This window comes from Phenylobacterium sp., assembly GCF_030651755.1.
In the GTDB taxonomy this organism is placed as follows: domain Bacteria; phylum Pseudomonadota; class Alphaproteobacteria; order Caulobacterales; family Caulobacteraceae; genus Phenylobacterium.
In genome coordinates, this window is record NZ_JAUSBZ010000134.1 from 17019 (window position 1) to 34598 (window position 17580).

18 protein-coding genes and 3 tRNA genes are annotated in these 17580 nt (G+C 66.1%); 4 read left to right on the top strand and 17 right to left on the bottom strand.

The genetic code is table 11. The features are described 5' to 3' along the window. The first annotated feature begins 50 nt into the window (after positions 1–50). Both metC and Q7V15_RS12490 read left to right on the top strand, forming a co-directional pair. Positions 51–1211 (top strand): cystathionine beta-lyase, encoded by a 1161-nt coding sequence (gene metC, locus Q7V15_RS12485; RefSeq protein ID WP_304755980.1) that lies wholly within the window; start codon positions 51–53, stop codon positions 1209–1211. Then, a complete protein-coding gene (locus Q7V15_RS12490; RefSeq protein WP_304755982.1) occupies positions 1211–2104 on the top strand; it encodes a kinase in 894 nt (297 codons plus the stop codon). The genes metC and Q7V15_RS12490 overlap by 1 nt, the downstream gene beginning before the upstream one ends. Here the strand turns inward: Q7V15_RS12490 and Q7V15_RS12495 are convergent. Both Q7V15_RS12495 and Q7V15_RS12500 read right to left on the bottom strand, forming a co-directional pair. Next, the gene (locus Q7V15_RS12495; RefSeq protein ID WP_304755984.1) at positions 2043–2366 is read right to left on the bottom strand and encodes a hypothetical protein; all 324 of its coding nucleotides are present in this window, start codon (positions 2364–2366) and stop codon (positions 2043–2045) included. The genes Q7V15_RS12490 and Q7V15_RS12495 overlap by 62 nt on opposite strands. Positions 2367–2609: 243 nt before the next feature. After that, the gene (locus Q7V15_RS12500; protein ID WP_304755985.1) at positions 2610–3209 is read right to left on the bottom strand and encodes a TetR/AcrR family transcriptional regulator; all 600 of its coding nucleotides are present in this window, start codon (positions 3207–3209) and stop codon (positions 2610–2612) included. 100 nt (positions 3210–3309) lie between these two features. Between Q7V15_RS12500 and Q7V15_RS12505 the strand changes: the two genes are divergently transcribed. Beyond that, positions 3310–4365 carry an NAD(P)-dependent oxidoreductase gene (locus Q7V15_RS12505; RefSeq protein WP_304755987.1) on the top strand — a complete coding sequence of 352 codons (1056 nt, stop codon included), beginning with the start codon at positions 3310–3312 and terminating at the stop codon, positions 4363–4365. A 107-nt stretch (positions 4366–4472) separates the two neighbouring features. Here the strand turns inward: Q7V15_RS12505 and Q7V15_RS12510 are convergent. The 13 genes from Q7V15_RS12510 to Q7V15_RS12570 form a co-directional block, all read right to left on the bottom strand. Beyond that, positions 4473–4549, bottom strand: a tRNA-Arg gene (locus Q7V15_RS12510). Between the two features lie 22 nt (positions 4550–4571). Next, the gene (locus tag Q7V15_RS12515; protein WP_304755989.1) at positions 4572–4877 is read right to left on the bottom strand and encodes an ETC complex I subunit; all 306 of its coding nucleotides are present in this window, start codon (positions 4875–4877) and stop codon (positions 4572–4574) included. An 83-nt stretch (positions 4878–4960) separates the two neighbouring features. Further along, positions 4961–5037: transfer RNA gene (locus Q7V15_RS12520), tRNA-Pro, on the bottom strand. Between the two features lie 66 nt (positions 5038–5103). Further along, positions 5104–5535, bottom strand: a complete 432-nt coding sequence (locus Q7V15_RS12525; RefSeq protein ID WP_304755991.1) for a PaaI family thioesterase — start codon at positions 5533–5535, stop codon at positions 5104–5106. After that, positions 5528–6001: a DUF192 domain-containing protein gene (locus tag Q7V15_RS12530; protein WP_304755992.1), complete on the bottom strand. Its 474-nt coding sequence runs from the start codon at positions 5999–6001 to the stop codon at positions 5528–5530. Before Q7V15_RS12530 ends, Q7V15_RS12525 begins: the two co-directional genes overlap by 8 nt. A gap of 75 nt (positions 6002–6076) precedes the next feature. Beyond that, a complete protein-coding gene (locus Q7V15_RS12535) occupies positions 6077–6682 on the bottom strand; it encodes a cold-shock protein (RefSeq protein WP_304755993.1) in 606 nt (201 codons plus the stop codon). A 178-nt stretch (positions 6683–6860) separates the two neighbouring features. Beyond that, a complete protein-coding gene (locus Q7V15_RS12540; RefSeq protein WP_304755995.1) occupies positions 6861–7061 on the bottom strand; it encodes a hypothetical protein in 201 nt (66 codons plus the stop codon). Between the two features lie 118 nt (positions 7062–7179). Further along, positions 7180–7254, bottom strand: a tRNA-Glu gene (locus tag Q7V15_RS12545). A 56-nt stretch (positions 7255–7310) separates the two neighbouring features. Then, positions 7311–9113, bottom strand: coding sequence for a single-stranded-DNA-specific exonuclease RecJ (gene recJ, locus Q7V15_RS12550; RefSeq protein WP_304756016.1), 1803 nt, complete (start codon positions 9111–9113; stop codon positions 7311–7313). A 2-nt stretch (positions 9114–9115) separates the two neighbouring features. Then, entirely contained in the window at positions 9116–10066 is a 951-nt protein-coding gene (gene glpX / locus Q7V15_RS12555) for a class II fructose-bisphosphatase (RefSeq protein WP_304755996.1), read from the bottom strand. A 47-nt stretch (positions 10067–10113) separates the two neighbouring features. After that, positions 10114–11403, bottom strand: a complete 1290-nt coding sequence (locus tag Q7V15_RS12560) for a homoserine dehydrogenase (protein WP_304755997.1) — start codon at positions 11401–11403, stop codon at positions 10114–10116. After that, on the bottom strand, positions 11403–12620 hold the full coding sequence (locus Q7V15_RS12565) for an LL-diaminopimelate aminotransferase (protein ID WP_304755998.1): 1218 nt from the start codon (positions 12618–12620) through the stop codon (positions 11403–11405). Before Q7V15_RS12565 ends, Q7V15_RS12560 begins: the two co-directional genes overlap by 1 nt. A 112-nt stretch (positions 12621–12732) precedes the next feature. Beyond that, complete coding sequence (locus tag Q7V15_RS12570) at positions 12733–13188, bottom strand: hypothetical protein (RefSeq protein WP_304755999.1); 456 nt, start codon at positions 13186–13188, stop codon at positions 12733–12735. A 528-nt stretch (positions 13189–13716) separates the two neighbouring features. Between Q7V15_RS12570 and phaC the strand changes: the two genes are divergently transcribed. Then, complete coding sequence (phaC, locus tag Q7V15_RS12575; RefSeq protein WP_370689810.1) at positions 13717–15435, top strand: class I poly(R)-hydroxyalkanoic acid synthase; 1719 nt, start codon at positions 13717–13719, stop codon at positions 15433–15435. A 23-nt stretch (positions 15436–15458) separates the two neighbouring features. On the opposite strand, the gene msrB is transcribed toward phaC, so the two are convergent. Beyond that, positions 15459–15956, bottom strand: coding sequence for a peptide-methionine (R)-S-oxide reductase MsrB (msrB, locus tag Q7V15_RS12580; RefSeq protein WP_304756001.1), 498 nt, complete (start codon positions 15954–15956; stop codon positions 15459–15461). Between the two features lie 52 nt (positions 15957–16008). Beyond that, positions 16009–17550, bottom strand: a complete 1542-nt coding sequence (locus Q7V15_RS12585) for an ATP-binding protein (RefSeq protein WP_304756002.1) — start codon at positions 17548–17550, stop codon at positions 16009–16011. Positions 17551–17580 lie beyond the last annotated feature (30 nt).

The window sequence follows — 17580 nt, forward strand, 5'->3', positions numbered from 1 at the left end:
GGTCTAGTACTGGCAGTTTCGCCCCTGATGCCTCACGAACGTCAACCCGCATGACCGAAGAAACCCGCCTGATCCACTCGGGTCTGGCGCAAACGCCCCTCGCCCGCACTGTCGGCCCGCCCATTCAGCGGGGATCGACGGTTCTGCTGCCCAATGCAGCGGCGCTGTATGACCACGGCGCCCACGTCACCTATGGCCGCCAGGGCCTTGCCGCGCAGAATGCGCTGACCGACGCCCTGGCGGAACTGGAGCACGCGCAATCGGTGACCCTCTATCCGTCGGGTCTGGCGGCCCTGACCGGCGCCATGCTGGCCGTCCTGGCCGCGGGGGATGAGGTGCTGGTGGTGGACACCATCTACAAGCCCACGCGCCGGTTCTGCGACACGGTCCTGAAGCGGTTTGGCGTGAAGGTGCGCTACTATCCGCCCTCCCTCGACGCGCAGGCCCTGATGGCGGTCTGCGGACCGGCCACCCGGCTGATCCTCCTGGAGTCTCCGGGCTCGCTCAGCTTCGAGTTCCAGGATGTGCCCGCCATCGCCACAGCGGCCAGGGCGCGGGGCATGCTGACCTTGATCGACAACACCTGGGCCGCAGGCCTGCTCTTCAAGCCCCTTGATCACGGGGTCGACATCAGCGTCCAGGCGCTGACCAAATATGTGGGCGGCCACTCCGACGTCTTTATGGGGTCAGTGGCCGTGAGCGCGCCCGGCCTGATTCAGGCCCTTGATGACGGAGTCCTCAATCTGGGCTGGGCGGTGTCGCCGGACGACGCCTACCAGATGCTGCGTGGACTCCGGACCCTTGCGGTCCGTATGGCGCGACACGATCAGTCTGCGCGTCAGGTTGCCGATTGGCTTAGCCGCCAGCCAGAGGTCGCACAGGTTCTTCATCCCGCCCTGCCCGGAGCCCCGGGGGGCGACATCTGGCGTCGGGACTTCAGCGGCGCATGTGGACTCTTCGCCTTCATCTTCAAGCCCGGCGCTCCCATGGCGCCGGCGGCCTTTCTTGATCGACTGGAGATCTTTGGTCTGGGTTTCTCCTGGGGCGGATTTGAGAGCCTCGCCATCAATTGTGATCCGCAGTTCCCTGGCCGCCTGAATTCAGGCGCCTATGGCGGGCCGATGATCCGCCTGCACATCGGACTGGAAGACCCTGACGACCTGATCCAGGACCTGGCGGCCGGGCTTGCAGCCTGGCGCGCGGCGGGCTGATGCTTGGCGGGGATGACTGGATCGCAGCCTTCCTGCGAGAGGAAGGCTTGCCGTCGGTCTATCGCGCGAGCATTTCAGCCGTGGCCGAACCCCTCGCCCAACGGCTGCAGGCCTTTTGCGCCGGTCGCCGGGGCCCGCTGGTGGTCGGGATGTGCGGCGCCCAAGGGTCGGGCAAGTCCAGCCTCACCGCCGCCCTGCGGCGCCTGATGGCGCGACGCGGGCTGCGCGTGGCGGTCATTTCCCTGGATGATCTCTATCTGACCCACGACCAGCGCGCCGCTCTGGCCAGGGACGTCCACCCCCTGCTCGCCGTCCGTGGTCCGCCCGGGACCCACGACATCGGGGCGGGCCTCGCCCTGATGGATGATTTGGCGCAGCCCCTCGAGGTCGCCCTGCCACGCTTTGATAAAGGGACCGACGACCCACGCCCCACCGCCCTGTGGCCGCGGTTCCTGGGGCCTGCTCACATCATTCTGCTAGAGGGTTGGTGCGTCGGCGCTCAGGCCCAGCCCGAGGCCCAGCTGGTCCAAGCCGTGAACAGCCTTGAAGCCGACCAGGACCCCAACGGGGTGTGGCGGCGCTACGTCAATGACGCCCTGGCGGGCCCCTATCAGACGCTCTTTGGCCAGATCGACTATCTCATTCTGCTGCGGGCGCCAGGCTTCGAGGTGGTGGCCGACTGGCGGGAGGAGCAGGAGTCGAAGCTGCGCACGCTCGGCCCCGTTCACGCCGCCCGCGCCATGAGCGCCGACCAGGTACGCAGCTTCGTTCAACTCTATGAGCGGCTGACCCGCCACATGCTCGACACCCTGCCCGAGCGGGCCGATTTGCTCATTGAGCTTGGTCCCGACCGGACGATGCGATTGGCGGGACCGACATGGCGGGTTCCGTAGGGCCCACCTCAATCCCTTCGACAGCGAAGTAGCGCACCGTCCCGATCAGCGCGTTCCTGCGATCATGGACGACAACCTGGGCGTCCCCGCCCGCCGTGGCGATGAGCTGGGCGAGGCTGCGGGCCTTGGCCTCCGCATGGGCGCCGGACATGAACATCAGGGGATGGTCGCAGAGACTGGAGGTGACAGACCAACCGCCCTCCACCGGGGTCACAGTGATCAGATTGTCGGAAGTTGCTCCAGCCTTCGCCAGCCACGCCATTGATCGCCTCCCACAGACGAACCCCGCCACCCGGGGCGACACCACCCGTCATTGCAGCCTGGTTTTGCGTTGAGGTCTGTCAGCCAGCCGACACTTCTCTAAGCTGTGAAACTGTAGCCAAGCTCATCCAGGTTGTCGTCATTTGGCGCGCTGGACACGGCGACATCCTTTCCGAGGGGACGCTGTGCTCAGGCGCGATGTCAGACTGGCCGCCAGATTCGAGCGCGAACGCTGACCGTCCGATCAGCGGACGAACGCCTTCACCAGGGTGCGCACCACGGCTCGGGCCATGTCCTCGATCGGCAGGCCAGCTCTCACAGCGGCTTCAACATGCAGGGGGTGGACGAACACCGTCACTGCGTCGCGCACGACGCCGGCAGCGGCGCCAACATCGCCGATTTGGAACTCGCCGCGCCGCACGCCATCAGCGAGGATGCGCTCGACCAGTCCGGTCATGGCGCGCCCATAGGCGGCGATGATCTCGGGCCGCTCCTCCATGATGCGGCGATAAAGTGCGTAGATTTCCGGATCGCCGGCCAGGCGCTCGCGCTTGCGGGCCTGGAGCGCCAGCACCATCGCCTCCAGCCGGTCGGCGGCGGGGCCATCCGCCTCGACGAATGCGGACGCCATGGCGGCCTCGTCGCGCATGGCCTGCTCGACCACTGCATCGAAGATGTCGGCCTTTGAACGAAAGTGGCGGTACAGCGTGGTGTGCGAGGTGCCCATCGCGCGCGCAATGTCGACGACATTTGTCTTCGCGCCCCCATACCGGCGGAGCTGCTCGATCGCCGCCTCGATGATGCGGCCGCGAACCCCGTCATCGGTAGCCGCATCATGTTTCATCCGCATTTTTTAGCGCGCGGCATCCCATGTTGCAACGATAAACATAATATGGATTATGTTCGTTATAACGCGGCTCAGAATTGTCGGCCAGGAGTGACCCATGGAACAGCTTAGGCGAGTGACGCCCCGAACGGCTTTCGTCACAGGCGGCTCGGGCTTTGTCGGCGCGCGGCTCATCGCGCGGCTCGTCGCCGACGGATGGTCAGTTCGCGCCCTTGGCCGCAGCGATGGAGCGCTGCGTAGGGTCGCGGCGCTCGGAGCCGAGCCCGTGCGAGGCGATTTGACGGACCAGGAGGCGCTAGCGGCCGGGATGCGCGGCTGCGAGGTGGTGTTCCACGTCGCCGCCCACTTCAAGCTGTGGGGCCCCCGCGCGCTGTTCGAGCGGGTCAATGTCGGTGGAACACGCGCGATCGTCGAAGCGGCGCGCGCGACGCCCGAGGTTCGCCGCGTGGTGATGGTCAGCGCCGCCGCGGTGGTGATGGGGAAGCCGGAACCGATGCGCGCAGTCCGCGAAGACGAGCCGCTTCGCTTCCAACGCTACGCGCCCTATTCGGCGTCCAAAGCCCGCGCCGAACGGCTGCTGCTCGACGCCAATGGCACGCGCGCAGGGTTCGAAACGAGCGCGGTCCGGCCGCCCTTCATCTGGGGCGCGGGCATGCCGACGCTTGAGGAGATGGCGCACATCGTCGCCGCAGGCCGGTTCCAGTGGGTTGGCGGCGGCCACCAAGCCATGTCGACCTGCCACGTCGACAATCTCTGCCACGCGCTGATGCTCGCGGCCGAGCGTGGCCGCGGCGGCGAGGCCTATTTCGTGAGCGATGGACGCGACGGGACGCTGAAGAGCGTGATCGCGCCGCTTCTTGCGACGCGCGGCGTCGATCCCGGCCAGCGCGCGGCGCCGTTCGGGGTCGTCTGGACCTTGGCGGGGGTCATGGGCTTTGTCTGGCGCACGCTGCGCCTCAAGGGCGAGCCGCCGATCACGCGCCAGATGCTGCGGCTGATCGGCAAGGATTTCACGGTGGACATCGGAAAAGCCACATCCGAACTCGGATACAGCGCAGTTGTCAGTTGGGAGGAGGGCCTCGCCGAGATGCGCGCAGGCGCCTTCACGCCCGCCCCCGCTGCGCCGCCGGTTGTAGAACCGGCGGCGAGATGACCGCCATCCCCGATGTTCGCCGTGCGACTTGCGAGCGGCCAACGCCGGGATGCTGCGCCGAAGCCGAAGCCAGCCACCGCTTTCCGCCGATTCCACGATTCAAGAAATGGCGCGCCCTGCAGGACTCGAACCTGCAACCGTCCGCTTAGAAGGCGGATGCTCTATCCGGTTGAGCTAAGGGCGCCGCGCCCGGAGAGGCCGGGATCTCAGTGGGTCCAGGGAACCTTGCGGCCAAAGGCGAAGTTGTCGGCATAGGCCTTGATGATGCGTTTGGCCGGCTTGGGGTCAAACACCTCAAAGGCGACGCCGTTCTGCTCGGCATAGGCGACCGCCTCGGCCTTGGTGTCGAAGGTCAGTCGCAACTGGGTGCGGGTGTCGTCAGTCTGGGTCCAGCCCATCAGGGCGTCCGGGCGACGGGCGCTGGCGGGTTCAAATTCCAGGACCCAGTCCTTGGACTTGCCGCGTCCAGACTGCATGGCGTTCTTGGCGGGGCGGAAGATGCGCGCAAGCATGTGGCGGTCCCAACTCGTTCTCAAAACCGGCGCGCGAGGCGGAGCCAGCCGCCGGCGTTCCGCAGAATCCCGATGTCGGCGTCTGGTCGGGGCGGCGTGATTCGAACACGCGACCCTCTGCTCCCAAAGCAGATGCGCTACCAGGCTGCGCTACGCCCCGAGACGGACGCCGACATTGGCCGTCTCATGCCACGCAAGGCGCCGCGCCGCAATGTGAGTGGCGCCATCATCGACGCTTGTGCATCAGTTTAAAGACGCCAGACCCCCGGACCACGTCGCGGGCGCCCACATAGACGCGACCTTCGACAAAGGCCACATCCTGGGTCAGGCGCGTGACGCGGGATTCCCCCATCACCCACTCTCCCACCCGGCCCATGTGCAGAAAGTCCACCGACAGATGGATGGTGACCCCTGGGCGCCGGGCGGCGCGAAACACCGCCGCTCCCATCAGACCATCCAGAAAACTCGTCAGCATGCCCCCATGCACCAAGCCCAGTCCGTTGGCGTGGCGGGGCAAGGCGAAGAAGGCCTGCTCTGTCGACTCACCGGGCTCGGCCCGGTGGAAAAAGGGTCCGTTGTGGCCCGAATAGGCGCCACGGCCCTCGGATCGCACGAAGCCCGGCGGGGGCGGCGGAATCTCGTCGACGGAATCAGCCACGGGGGAAGATTCGATGAATGACCCGGTCGCCTGGCAAGGCGCCAATCTCCGCAGACCGCCCGCCGATCAGCTCGAGGACGGCGCGGACCGGCCCGCCGGAAGGCACGCCTTCCTCCGACAGCGGCACAGTGTTGCGGGCGATGGAGAGGATCCGCCCGTCAGCGCGGATGAAGATCATGTCGAGCGAGATGTAGGTGTTGCGCATCCAGAAAGAGACCGGACGCGGGGTGTGGAAATCAAACAGCATGCCCCGATCCGGCGCCAGCGACCGGCGATGCATCAGGCCTCGAGCGCGGCTCTGGTCGTCGGCGGCGATCTCGACCTGGAAGCTGACAGGCCCCCGGGCCGTGACAATCGACAGGGGCTCTAGGACTGGACCAGCGGTCTTGGCCAGCAGTTGTCCGGGCGCGGCCAAGGCTGCAAAGCCTGCCAGAACGGCCCGGCGGTGGACCAGGGGATGGGACAAGGGCGCGACCTCCGTCAGACAGCGAGCGGAGCCATCCATACACATCATCCCGCGCAGCGCGGCGGCATTATGGCTCTAGGCCAGACCTACCGACTCGATCTCGGCCACCACAAGGCCTTTCGGACCTTCGGCGAACCGCACCATCACATCATCGCCCGGCTGCAGATCCTCAAGTCCCGCCCGGCGCAGGGTCTCGATGTGGATGAAGATGTCGCCCGGCTCAGCCTCGCGAACCACAAACCCGTAGCCCTTGGCGCGATTGAACCACTTGACCTTGGCACGCTCGGGGGGACCGCCCGCCAGGACAGGCCTGCGGGGCCGCGTGAAGCCGTCGCCGCGGTCATGACCGCGGTCGGCCCCATCACGACGGCTGACCTCCTCGCGGGGACGACGAACCTCGGGCGGGGGGGCGGCGCTCTCATCCAGTTCGAGGACCTCGGCGACCTGCCAACCCTTGGGGCGTCGAATGGCCTCACAGACGATAATGGCGCCTTCCAAAGCGCTCTCATGACCGGAATCCCGCAACGAGGTCACGTGCAGCAGGACGTCCTTTAGGTCTGTCTTGCTGGGGTCGTCGGGAACGACGAAGCCGTACCCCTTGCCAGCGTCAAACCATTTTACGCGACCGCTGATGCGTACAGCGTCGTCAGCGCCGGCATCGTGAAAATCGTAACCAGACATGCGCCCCTCTGGCCCGATCTCCCTCAATGCTAACAACCGGGCCAGTTATAACAGTGTTCTCGTTAGGCGAGAGCCGTCAATAACCATTTGGTCGAACAAGCTTGGCAATGCCGAAATCGCCGGCTTGCCGGGCAGATCAGGGGCCGGGCAGATCAGGGGCTGTCTGGCGATGCGGCCGCTAGTTTGAGACCGGGGGCAGATTGACCGGGGGCAGATTCTCCTCGGTCTCAGCCGTTTGCGACGGCGCGGCGTCGGCCGGCGCCGGTGTTGCGGTGTCGGGCATGGCCGCAGCGGTCGCGGTCTGCTCTGGATTCGTATCAGTGCAGGCGCCCAGGGCGAGGGCGGCGGCGCCGAGAATGATGAGGGGGAGGGTTTTCATCGCGATCTCCGTCTGCTGCATCATTTCAACGCAAACAGCGCAGGTTCGTTGCGAACGCCCGCCTTGGCGAACCCGATCGCAAGAAGGTCTCAGCAGGAGGGAAGATCAGAACTCCGCGTGGTAGTCCCTAGGGGAGTCGAACCCCTCTCTCCAGGTTGAAAACCTGGCGTCCTAACCGATAGACGAAGGGACCACTCGACGCGGAGGGCGGCTCTATATCCGCCTTCCCTGCCCCACGCAACCCGCAGCCTAGACGTTTTTGCGACGGGGATCGGCGATGTCGTCGATCTCCAGCTCTACGCCCTGTCGCCCATTCCAATCGTCCGCCTTCAGACGACCCACCGCATGGATCGCGCCGCCGCCGGCCATCAGCCGCCGACCGACCTCCGTAGCCTCCGCCCGCCACGCTACGGCCTTCAGACGCCCGCCTGACCGGTCCGTCAGGGTGCAACGAACATGCCCTCCCCGCAGCATCATCGGACGCTCCACACGAGCTTCAGCCAGGGCGAACAGGGGCTCTGGATTGCCTGGCCCGAAGGGCGCCAGCCGCTGGAACGATTCCAGCAGCCCGCGGTCGGCTCCGGCTGTGGTGATCAGGGCGTCAATTTCCAGCGCATCCGATTCCGCGGCGGCTTCAGCCTCATTGGCCAGTCGGTTGCAGAGGAACTCTCGCAAGTCCGGCAGGAGGCTGGGACGCACCGATAGGCCCGCCGCCATGGCGTGGCCGCCACCGGCCAGCAGGAGACCGGCGTCAAAGGCGGCCTGGATCGCCCGGCCGAGGTTCACCCCAGGCTGAGATCGACCAGAACCCTTGCCCACATCGGCGGCGCGGTCGATCCCCACCACCAGGGTCGGCTTGCGGTATCGCTCCCTCAGGCGTCCGGCGACGATGCCAATGACGCCTGGATGCCAATCGTCCGCCGAGACCAGCAGAAGGGGCTGATCGGCGAAGTTGCTCTCGCGCTCAAGCAGTCGCACGGCGGCCTCAAGGACCTCCGCCTCCACCTCCCGCCGCGATGCGTTCAGCGCATCCAGTTCAAGGGCGAGCTTGCGCGCCTCATCGGGATCGTCGGTGGACAGGAGTCGCGCGCCCAGGTCCGAACGGCCGATTCGCCCGCCGGCGTTGATCCTCGGTCCCAGGACAAAGCCGGCATGGAAGGTGGTCGCTGGCCCCTTGGCGCCGGCGGTCTCCAGCAAGGCCTTCAGTCCAGGGTTTCCCCGGGCGGACATCACCTTCAGCCCTTGAGCCGTCAGCGCCCGATTGAAGCCCACCAACTGGGTGACGTCACAGACCGCGCCCATGGCCGCCAGGTCGAGCCATTGGCGCAGATCCGGCTCTGACCGCTCAGCGAAGAGCCCTCGGCGGCGGGCCTCCCGATTGAGCGCCGCCAACAGGACGAAGGTCACGCCAGCCGCGGCCAGCACCCCCTGCCCGGACTCGCAGTCTGGGCGGTTGGGATTGACCAGGGCGGCGCACACAGGAACCTCGTCGCGCATCAGGTGGTGGTCGATCACCACCACGTCCAACCCGATCTCATTGGCGCAGGCGATGGCGTCGCAGGCTGCGGCCCCGCAATCCACCGTCACCACGAGGTCGGCGCCCTCCTCCCGCAGCCGACGAAAGGCGGCCGGTGATGGGCCATAGCCCTCCGTGACCCGGTCAGGAACATAGATGGACAGGCGCTTGCCCATGGCGGCGAACCACCTGACCAGCAAGGCCGCGCTGGAGGCGCCGTCCACATCATAGTCGGCGAAGACCACAACCGCCTTGTCAGCGACCAGGGCGTCCATCAGGACCCCAGCCGCCTTGTCCATGTCGGCGAAGGTTGTGGGGTCCGGAAAGAGCGCCTTCAGGGTCGGCTGCAAGTAACTCTCGGCCGCCTCAGCGCTGACCCCGCGCGCCGCCAAGGCCCGCGCCATGGGCTCGTCCAGTCCCAGGGCCATCTGGTGGCTGCGGACCAGCGCTGGGTCGGCTGGCCGGGCGCGCCAGAGCCGACCGCTGAGGGAGCGGTCGACATCAAGATAGCCCAGGGCGCCGGCGCCGTCGGCCATGGTCACACCGGCCGCTTCATCCGCACTTCCCGAACCGTGCGGGTGGACGAGTTCATGACCAGGGAATGGGTGTGCACAAATCCGTCCTTCAGGCGGACCCCGTCCAGCAGCACCCCCTTGGTGACGCCGGTCGCTGCAAAGATCGCGTCGGCGCGCACCATCTCGTGGAGGTCGTACTTCTTGTCGAGCTCTGTGATCCCACAGCGTTCGGCCCGCAGGCGCTCATCACTGTTGCGAAAGACGAGCCGCCCCTGAAACTGGCCGCCGACACACTTCAACGCCGCGCAAGCCAGCACCCCCTCGGGGGCGCCGCCCTGCCCCAGATAGAGGTCGATCCCCGTCTCCGGATCGGCGGTGTTGATCACGCCGGCCACATCGCCATCGGTGATCAGGTGAACCCGGGCGCCGGCTTCACGCAGGCTGGCGATGATCTCGCCATGGCGGGGACGATCAAGGACGCAAACGGTGATCTGGCTGGCGTCCACCCCGCGAATGCGGGCCAGGGCGTTGACGTTCTCAGCCGGCGTCGCGTCCAGATCAATTATGCCCTCTGGATAGCCCGGTCCGCAGGCGATCTTGTCCATATAGGTGTCAGGGGCGTTGAGCAGCGTGCCCTTGGGCGCCCAGGCCATCACGGTCAGGGCGTTGGACATGGCCTTGGCGGTCAAGGTGGTGCCTTCCAGGGGGTCGAGAGCGATATCCACCGCAGGGCCGCCGCGGCCCACCTTCTCGCCGATATAGAGCATCGGGGCTTCGTCGCGCTCCCCCTCGCCGATGACGATTTCCCCATCGATATCGAGGTCGTTGAGGGCGGTGCGCATGGCGTCAACGGCGGCCTGATCGGCGGCGCGCTCATCCCCGCGCCCCACCAGGCTCCAGGCGGCGATGGCGGTGGTCTCTGTCACCCTAACCGAATCCAGCACCAGTCCGCGATCAAGGGTCTCAGCGCTCATGTCGGTCTCCGTCCTGCCCACCAGGGCGCCCTAGTCTCCGGGAAGTCTCATATCCGCGCGATTCGCATCAGACGCGGCGCCTCTATGACAGCCGGATGACCGGCGATGCGTTCAACCGCCTGAGCCAGCACCGATTCAGAGACGGCATGGGTCGTCAGAACGATCGGGACCCCTTCGGCGTCGGCGACGGGCTTTTGCAGGAAGCTCTCGATGGAGACCCCCGCCTCGGCCAGGGTCTCGGACACGGCGGCGATCACCCCCGGCTCATCCTTCACCAGCAGGCGCAGATAGGCCCGCACCAGGCTGCGGCTACGGTCAATGGGCGTGAAGGCGGCCAGATCCGTCGCCGGTCGCTGGAACACGGGACGGACGGCCTGAGTCATTACATCGGCTATGTCGGCGGCGACGGCCGCAGCCGTCGGACCGGCTCCTGCGCCCGCGCCCTGGATGAATATCCGACCCAGCCTCTGCCCCTCGATGAACAGGGCGTTGAGCGCCCCGCCAGCCTGGGCCAGGGGGTGATCCAAGGGCACCAACGACGGATGCACCCGCACCGAGACCCCATCCTCGCTCCGGTCAGCCGAGGCGATCAGCTTGATGCGGTAGCCAAGGTCCTTGGCCATGCGAATATCCAGCAACTCGACCTGCTCGACCCCCTCGATCTCGCAAGCGGCGAAATTGGGTGCGCAGTTGAAGGCCAGCGCCGCCAGGATGGTGATCTTGTGAGCCGCATCGATCCCGCCGACATCCATGGTGGGATCAGCCTCGGCGTAACCCAGGCGCTGGGCCTCGGCCAGGACATCTTCAAAGGCCCGGCCGCCCTGCTCCATCTCCGTCAGGATGAAGTTGCAGGTGCCGTTGAGTATCCCTGACAGACTGCGGACATCGTCGCCGACCATGGCCTCCCGGACCATTTTGACGGCTGGCGTGCCGCCCATGACGGCGGCTTCAAACAGCAAGGGAACGCCTGCCGCTTCGGCCAGGGCCGCCAGATCAGCGCCATGCTCTGCGATCAGGGCCTTGTTGGCCGTGACGACCGGCTTGCCCGCCTTCAGGGCGGCTTCGACGGCGGCCTTGGCGGGGCCGTCAGACCCGCCGATCAGCTCCACAAAGATGTCCACCTCATCGGACTGGGCCAAGGCCACAGGATCGTCGAACCAGGCCAGACCAGAGATGTCGAAGGGACGCGGCCGACTGCGCGAGCGGGCCGATACGCCACCCACGCTCACCAGGCCTCCTGCAGGGGCGAAATCAGGACGCTCATTCAGGAAGGTCAGCAGTCCTGCGCCGACGGTGCCAAGTCCGGCGACGCCGACGCGCCAGTTGCGAGCACTCATCAGCTGGTCACCGAGTTATGGGCGCGGGCGAGAATCTCATCGGCGTTGCCGAGGAACTTCTTCACATTGCGGGCGGCCTGGCGGATGCGATGCTCGTTCTCGACCAGCCCCACGCGGACAAAGCCCTCGCCGTACTCGCCAAAACCGACGCCGGGCGCCACAGCGACGCCGGCCTCCTCGATGAGCAGCTTGGAGAACATCAGCGCCCCGGCCTCCTTGAACTTTTCAGGCACCGGCGCCCAGGCGAACATGGAGGCCTGGGGTGAGGGAATGTCCCAACCGGCCCGCTTCATGGACTCCACCAGCACGTCGCGACGGGATTTGTAGATGGCGCGGATCTCGGCGACGCAATCCTGCGGCCCGTTGAGCGCGGCGGCGGCGGCGACCTGGATCGGCGTATAGGCGCCGTAGTCCAGATAGGACTTCACGCGCGCCAGGGCGTTGCAGATCCGCTCATTGCCCACGACCATGCCGACCCGCCAGCCGGCCATGGCGTAGGTCTTGGACAGGGAATTGACCTCGACGGCGATGTCCTTGGCGCCTTCGACCTGCAGGACCGACGGCGGCGGGTTGTCGTCGAAATAGATCTCCGAATAGGCGATGTCGGAAATCACCAGCAGGTCGTGTTTCCGGGCCAGAGCGATGGCGTCCTTGTAGAAGTCCAGGTCAACGCACTGGGCCGTCGGGTTGGACGGATAGGACAGGATCAAGACGCTCGGCGGCGGGGCGGAGTGCTTCACCGCGCGGCTGACGCCCGCCAGATATTCCTCCGGAGAATGGGCCGGCACGTGACGGATCACCCCGCCAGCCATGATGAATCCGTAGGCGTGGATCGGATAGGCCGGGTTTGGACAGATGATGACGTCCCCGGGCGCGGTCAGGGCCTGGGCCAGATTGGCGAACCCCTCCTTGGAGCCCAGGGTGGCGATCACCTCGGTGTCGGGGTTCAGGGTCACGCCGAAGCGACGCTTGTAGTAGCCGGCCATGGCGCGGCGCAGACCGACAATCCCCTTGGAGGCCGAATAGCGACCCGCCTTGGGATCGCGGGCGGTCTCGATCATCTTTTCGACAATATGCTTGGGCGTCGGCATGTCGGGATTGCCCATGCCGAAGTCAATAATGTCGGTGCCCTGGGCGCGAAGCCGCGCCTTGATACGGTTGACCTCCTCCAGGACATAGGGCGGGAGGCGTCGGATGCGGTGGAATTCAGGGGTCATTGCAAGCTCTGCCGCGATTGCGGCCTCTGGGAGCTGAAAGTCGCGCATGGATAGACTCCGGGCAGGAGTCCGCCAAGCAGGTTCAGGGAACTTTTCGCCTCCGCAGGTCCCCTCAACGGGACGACGGAGGCGGTGTAGCTCGGGCCCGGGCGTCCCGGGCGAAGGCCTCGGTGTCGGACGCTGCGCCGGCCATTGGCGGCGGCGTCACCTGGGTCCGGGCCCGGGCGGCGAAGGCCTCTGTTCCTTCGAGCGTCCAGGTTCCAGGGGCCGTCTCGGCATAGAGCGTGGCCCGGGCGGCCTCAACATCGGAGACGGCCGCAGCCCAGGCGCCCGGCGCGCGGGCGTTGACGGGGGCTGCAGGAATGTCGCTGAACCTGGGATAGGCCCGGTCAGCCCGGGCGTTGGCCAGGACAGCCTTGGCGGCGGGGGATTGTGGGTCGACGGGGGCCGCGGCGAACGGATTTGCATTGGCGCAGCCGCCAAGGATCGCCGCCCCGAGGCAGACGATCGCTCCGCGCCGAAGCGGCGCGCCATGAGAGTTCAGAAAAAGACGAGCTGAGACATTCATTTCCGCCTCGCTCTTATGACATGATGGGGTCCAACGAAAGGGCGACAATCCGCCCATCTGTCCGGAGGACGGCCTTCCATGAGCGAAAAGAGCCCGAAGACCCGCAAACCGGCCTCCAAGCCCAAGGCTGCGCTGCAAGCCGCGCCCAAGGTTTCCGCCACAAACGCCGCCAGGTCCACGCCTGAAGCCGGCGTGGCAAAGGTCAAAGAAAAGCCCGCCACCAAGGCCAAGACAACCACCGCACGCGCCAAGGCTGCGCCGGCGACGGCGACCAAAACCGCCTCCGCCAAGGCCGCTGCGCCAGCGACCGCTCCCGCCAAGACTGCGGCCAAGGCCCCGCGAACGGCCAAGCCTTCGGACCCGAAGGCCGCCACGCCGACCGCCAAACCCGTGCAGGCTGCGCCTAAGGCCAAGCCTGCGGCGAATCCTGACAGCGTCGCTCCCCCGCCCCTGCTCGCCCCTGAGGACCTCACCGCCGAACAGCGCCGACTGCTGGAAGGGTTGTCGAGCAACCTTGCTCGGGCGGCCATGACCGCCCAGGGGGCTATCGCCGAGGCGGCCCTGCGGCAGGCCGACCGTCCCGCAGCCCTGTCCACCGATCCCTTCCACATCGCCCCGGCCCTGACCGAGGTCATGGGCAAGCTGGCCAGCCAGCCGGACCGGTTGGTTCGCGCCCAGGCCGACCTGCTGTCGCGTTACATGGAGCTCTGGCAATCGACGGCCCGGCGCATGGCGGGCGAGACGCCTGATCCCATCGCCCTGCCCGCCAAAGGGGACAAGCGTTTCCTGGACCCAGATTGGTCCGAAAACCCCGTCTTCGATGTGATGAAGCAGTCCTATCTCGTCACCGCTGACTGGCTCAACGGGCTGATTGGCGGCGTCGAGGGGGTGGACCCCATGGCCCGTCGTCGGGTCGAGTTCTTCATGAAGCTGCTCACAGACGCCTTTGCGCCCACCAATTTCCTGGCCAGCAATCCCACAGCGCTGCGGGAAATCATGGCGACGGGAGGGGAAAGCCTCGTTCGGGGCATGGAGAATTTCGCCGCAGATCTGGCGCGGGGCGGGGGGCAACTTTCGATCAGCCAGACCGACTACGAGCAGTTCAAGATCGGCGAGAATGTCGCCACCGCGCCGGGCAAGGTGGTGTTTGAGAACGAGCTTCTACAGCTTCTGCAGTTCTCGCCGTCGACAGACCAGGTCCATGAAATCCCGCTCGTCATCTTCCCGCCCTGGATCAACAAATTCTATATTCTTGATCTGCGACCTGACAATTCGATGATCCGTTGGCTGGCCAGCCAGGGGATCACCGTCTTCGTGGCGTCCTGGGTCAATCCGGACCAAAGCCTGGCCGCCCGGACCTTCGAAGACTATATGCGCGACGGTATCTACGCCGCCACGGAGGCGGCCATGACCCAGGCTGGCGTGGATCGGGTCAATACCGTTGGCTATTGCATTGGCGGCACTCTGCTGTCGGCCACCCTGGCGCACATGGCCGCCAAGGGGGACAGACGGATCGCCTCGGCGACCTTTTTCGCCGCCCAGCAGGATTTCGCCGAGGCCGGCGATCTGCTCCTGTTCACCGATGAATCCTGGCTGAAGGACCTGGAGGAGAAGATGGACGCCGAAGGCGGCGTCCTGTCGGGTCAGGCCATGGCCGACACCTTCAATATCCTGCGCTCCAACGACCTGATCTGGTCGTTCTTCGTGAACAACTATCTGATGGGCAAGGAGCCGCGCCCCTTCGACCTGCTGTTCTGGAACTCCGACCAGACCCGCATGCCCAAGGCGCTGCACATGTTCTACCTGCGCCAGTTCTACGGCCGTAACGCCCTGGCCAAGGGTGAGCTGGAGCTGGATGGCGTGAAGCTGGACCTTGGAACAGTGAAGACGCCGATCTATGTGCAATCCTCCAAGGAGGACCATATTGCGCCCGCCGTTTCAGTCTATCGCGGCGCCCGCCTGTTTGGCGGACCGGTGACCTTCACCTTAGCGGGGTCTGGTCATATCGCCGGAGTGGTCAATCCGCCGGCCGCCAAGAAGTACCAGCACTGGACCTTCGATCAGCTCCCTCCCAGCCTGGCTGAGTGGCAGGCTGGCGCGACTGAAACGCCAGGCTCCTGGTGGCCACACTGGATCGAGTGGCTGAAGTCTTATGCTGGTGATCTGGTCCCGGCCCGCGATCCAGCGAAAGGACCGCTGCCACCCATTGAGGACGCGCCGGGCCGTTATGTTCGCGTGAAGTCCTAGGTCGCCTGGGTCTGGCTTTTGGGTCAGGCCGGCACGAACTTCAGGGCCACGCCGTTATTGCAGTAGCGGAGTCCCGTCGGGCGGGGTCCGTCCTTGAAGACGTGCCCCTGATGGCCCAGGCAGCGGGCGCAGTGGTACTCGGTTCTCGGAAGACCAATCTTGAAGTCTGTCTTCTCGCCGAGCGCCCCTTCGACGGACCGATAGAAGCTCGGCCAGCCGGTGCGGCTGTCGTATTTCCAGACGGACTTGAACAGGGGAAGTTCGCAGCCAGCGCACACATAGGTCCCCCGACGCGTCTCCCGATCGAGTGGACTTGTGCCGGCGCGTTCGGTGCCTTCCCGGCGAAGGACCTGATAGGCCGCTGGCGATAGGCGGCCCTTCCACTCGGCGTCCGTCAGCTTGCGCCAGGGGGAATTGGCGTGGGCCTCAGTCGCCTGGGCATGAGGCGCACCGCTGCAGGCGCAGAGCGCGCTGGCGCCGAAAAGGAAGCTCCGGCGATGGAGGGCGTTGAGCAGGTTCATGCTTCCATTACGCCCCAGATCAGCGTGTGGATGAAGCCGCCTGAAGAATTCCTCAGGCTGACCGCGCCGCCTGACTGGCCAGAACAGCCTGTATTCCGCCCAGGAGGCTGGCGGCGGTGATGGGCTTGGCGACATGCATGTCGGCCCCCGCGGCCAGGGCCTCACGCTGGTGCTCGGCCATGGCGTTGGCGCTGAGCATGACGATGGGCGTTTTCGCCCCGCCCCGCTCGGCCTCCATCAGTCGGATGGCGCGCGTGGCCGAAAGTCCGTCCATGTTGGGCATCTGCATGTCCATCAGGACAATGTCGAACGCCCCGCCAGAAAAGGCCGCCACCGCCTGGCGTCCGTCCTCAACGATCGTCAGTTCAGCGTCCTGGCTGGCCATGATCAACTGCACGACCCGCTGGTTAGTCGGATGATCCTCCGCCAGCAGGATTCGCATGGGGCCCTCTTGGGCGGGATTCAAACGCGCGCCCATGCTTTTGGCCTCCGCCGCCGGCGGGGGTTCAACCTGCGTCAACGGGATCGAGACCGTGAAACGACTTCCTCGACCAGGCTCCGAGGTCGCCGAAATGTCGCCGCCCATCAGATCGGTCAGGGCGCGACAGATCGAGAGGCCCAGACCCGTGCCGCCAAATCGTCGGCTGATCGTTTCATCGGCCTGACTGAACCGCTCAAAAATGCGTGCGGCGGACACAGCGTCAAAGCCGACTCCCGTATCCTCGACCACCAGGGTCAGGTGATCAGAATTCGCGCCCTGAACTCGCCCGATGCGCAGGGTGACGTGACCTTGCTCAGTGAACTTGACCGCGTTGGACAGAAGATTGCCGACGATCTGGCCAATCCGGGTCGCATCCCCCAGAAAGTGTCCCCGAGCGGCTTCGTCGCGTTCGACGTGAAGGGCCAGCCCCTTGTCATCGGCCCGATGACGCATGACCTCGATACAGGGCCGCAACGCCTCCTCCAGATCGAAGGGGCGAGCCTCGAGCTCAAGCTGTCCCGCCTCGATCTTTGAGACCACCAGGAAGTCGGACACCAGCCGTTCCAGGATTACGCCAGAGTCCCGGATCAGGCCCACCATCTCCGCCTGCTCGGGGCTAAGGGGCGTCCGGGACAGGGCGTCGACTATGCCAATCACGCCATTGAGGGGGGTGCGAACCTCATGACTCATATTGGCCAGGAAGTCCGTCTTGGCGCGGCTGGCGGCCTCGGCGGCGGCCTTGGCTTCGATCAGTTCGCGTTCGGCGGCGACCCGCTCGGTCACGTCGCGGGCGACTCCATAGATTCGATCGCCAAACCTCTGGGCCCGCCATTCCAGGGTGCGGTAGCCGCCATCCCTGTGTCGATACCGGTTGATGAAGCCCACCGCAGGATCTCCGGCGCGGCGCCTCTCGACCTCGGTCACGCTGTCCATGGTGCCAGGAAGATCGTCGGGATGAACTAGGCGCAGTAACGGCCGGCCCTCCATCTCTTCAGGCCGATGACCCAGGGCGCTGTGCCAGGATCTGCTGGCCTTGAGCACACGGCCGTCGATATCGCGGATGACCAGCAGGTCGAGGGAGACCTCGAAGAAGGTGCCGACATCCAGCGCCACCCCCTCGCCCCTCGCAGATGACGATTCAGA

Excerpts from the sequence above, each read along its gene's own strand:
- phaC (WP_370689810.1), top strand. The coding sequence starts at position 13,717 with ATGACCGCCCAGGGGGCTATCGCCGAGGCGGCCCTGCGGCAGGCCGAC.
- Q7V15_RS12500 (WP_304755985.1), bottom strand. The coding sequence starts at position 3,209 with ATGAAACATGATGCGGCTACCGATGACGGGGTTCGCGGCCGCATCATC.
- Q7V15_RS12490 (WP_304755982.1), top strand. The coding sequence starts at position 1,211 with ATGCTTGGCGGGGATGACTGGATCGCAGCCTTCCTGCGAGAGGAAGGC.
- Q7V15_RS12495 (WP_304755984.1), bottom strand. The coding sequence starts at position 2,366 with ATGGCGTGGCTGGCGAAGGCTGGAGCAACTTCCGACAATCTGATCACT.
- Q7V15_RS12570 (WP_304755999.1), bottom strand. The coding sequence starts at position 13,188 with ATGAATGTCTCAGCTCGTCTTTTTCTGAACTCTCATGGCGCGCCGCTT.
- Q7V15_RS12535 (WP_304755993.1), bottom strand. The coding sequence starts at position 6,682 with ATGTCTGGTTACGATTTTCACGATGCCGGCGCTGACGACGCTGTACGC.
- msrB (WP_304756001.1), bottom strand. The coding sequence starts at position 15,956 with ATGAACCTGCTCAACGCCCTCCATCGCCGGAGCTTCCTTTTCGGCGCC.
- metC (WP_304755980.1), top strand. The coding sequence starts at position 51 with ATGACCGAAGAAACCCGCCTGATCCACTCGGGTCTGGCGCAAACGCCC.
- Q7V15_RS12515 (WP_304755989.1), bottom strand. The coding sequence starts at position 4,877 with ATGCTTGCGCGCATCTTCCGCCCCGCCAAGAACGCCATGCAGTCTGGA.
- Q7V15_RS12560 (WP_304755997.1), bottom strand. The coding sequence starts at position 11,403 with ATGAGTGCTCGCAACTGGCGCGTCGGCGTCGCCGGACTTGGCACCGTC.
- Q7V15_RS12505 (WP_304755987.1), top strand. The coding sequence starts at position 3,310 with ATGGAACAGCTTAGGCGAGTGACGCCCCGAACGGCTTTCGTCACAGGC.
- glpX (WP_304755996.1), bottom strand. The coding sequence starts at position 10,066 with ATGAGCGCTGAGACCCTTGATCGCGGACTGGTGCTGGATTCGGTTAGG.
- Q7V15_RS12540 (WP_304755995.1), bottom strand. The coding sequence starts at position 7,061 with ATGAAAACCCTCCCCCTCATCATTCTCGGCGCCGCCGCCCTCGCCCTG.
- recJ (WP_304756016.1), bottom strand. The coding sequence starts at position 9,113 with ATGGCCGACGGCGCCGGCGCCCTGGGCTATCTTGATGTCGACCGCTCC.
- Q7V15_RS12565 (WP_304755998.1), bottom strand. The coding sequence starts at position 12,620 with ATGACCCCTGAATTCCACCGCATCCGACGCCTCCCGCCCTATGTCCTG.